Origin of the sequence: Rothia mucilaginosa (assembly GCF_964211445.1) — a bacterium.
In the GTDB taxonomy this organism is placed as follows: Bacteria; Actinomycetota; Actinomycetes; order Actinomycetales; family Micrococcaceae; genus Rothia; species Rothia mucilaginosa_E.
Window position 1 is genome coordinate 1 of sequence record NZ_CAXOQT010000060.1, and the last position, 867, is coordinate 867.

Annotated in this window: 1 protein-coding gene; it reads right to left on the minus strand. The window is 62.1% G+C overall.

Annotation, left to right across the window (positions count from 1 at the left end):
• Positions 1-22: 22 nt before the first annotated feature.
• Positions 23-867: type II secretion system F family protein (locus AB8E48_RS08920; protein WP_368886475.1), on the minus strand; the 845-nt coding region annotated here is incomplete at its 5' end.

An 867-nucleotide genomic window follows, 5' to 3' on the forward strand; every position in this document is an offset into this window, starting at 1 on the left:
CGGGGTGTACCCGCCGCAAGATCTAAAAGTTCAAACGCATGAGCGACAGGCCAGGGAATACCGCGAAAATCACCGTCAGCGGCAGGATGAAAAACACCACCGGGGCAAGCATCGCAATCTCCTTCTTACCGGCTGTTTCCATCAGCTCACGCTTAGCGTTATCGCGCACATCCTGAGCCTGCGCACGCAACACATCGGCCAGAGGGGTGCCGCGCTCAATCGCCACGGCAATACCCTCAACGAAGCGGCTCAGCGCCGGAACACGAGTACGCTCCGCGAACTCCTGCAGCGCACTCAACAGCGAAACGCCGGTGCGGGTCTGCGCCAAAATCTCAGAAAACTCGCGAGCCAACTCGCCGCGCGAAGTCAGACAGATACGCTCCAAAGCCGCCAGCGCCGACTCGCCCGCCGTCACCGACAGAGCCATCATCTCCGCCAGCGCCGGGAACTCAGCAACCAGCTGCTTCTCACGCTTGGTCACCGCCTCGCCCAGCCACCAGTCACGCGCCAGAAAGCCGCTCAAACCGCTCACCAGCACCAGCACAAGAGCCACCAGGATGGAGAAACGCTCCTGCACCACGCCGATAACAGTCAGCGCACTCATGACGGTCACACCGGCAAGCGCCCACAGCAGCTGCTCAGCACGAAACGCGCTCACGCTCTGCGAAGAGCCCGCACGGCGTAGACGTTCCTGCACCGAACTATCACTCAACGACGAACCACTCAGCGACGAGGACAGCGAACGAAGCAGCGGCGCGCAGAACGCCGAAATCGCCTCCAGCAGGCTCGGTTCACGGCGCTCCTGCTCCTTCAACAGCGACTCACGCAAAGTCTCACCGCGCAGCTGCGACGCCACACGATCAGAGA